This is a genomic window from Enterobacter chuandaensis (genome assembly GCF_003594915.1).
Taxonomy (GTDB): Bacteria; Pseudomonadota; Gammaproteobacteria; order Enterobacterales; family Enterobacteriaceae; genus Enterobacter; species Enterobacter chuandaensis.
On the sequence record NZ_QZCS01000036.1, the window covers coordinates 1 to 325 of the forward strand.

The following is a 325-nucleotide window of genomic DNA, read 5'->3' on the forward strand; positions in this document are numbered from 1 at the left end:
CGTTCGGCAATGCGATCTGCCATCCATGCGGTGATTTCAGACTGCGCCCACGCCACGTTTTTCCCACCGAGGGAGATTTGTTTCGGGAAAGCTTCCCGGCTGATGAGGTCGTAAATGGTCGAGCGGGACAGGCCGCACAGATGCATCACTTCGGGCAGACGGATAAAGCGCTCGTGAACGGTATCAGAAACCGGCATCAGCGGCGCGGCAGGGGCAGAAGACGGGGAAGAAAAAGCAGTGTGCATCGGGCTACCTCACAAAGTCCATACAGTGCCGGTCGTGTCCGTCCGGCTTCGGGTAGCTCTCTATTTTGTGAATATTTTCC

Annotated in this window: 1 protein-coding gene; it reads right to left on the reverse strand. The window is 56.6% G+C overall.

Translation table 11 applies throughout. The annotated features are described in order from the left end of the window. A partial coding sequence (locus tag D5066_RS22790; RefSeq protein WP_133300929.1) for a helix-turn-helix transcriptional regulator occupies positions 1-245 on the reverse strand: 245 nt, incomplete at its 3' end. Positions 246-325 lie beyond the last annotated feature (80 nt).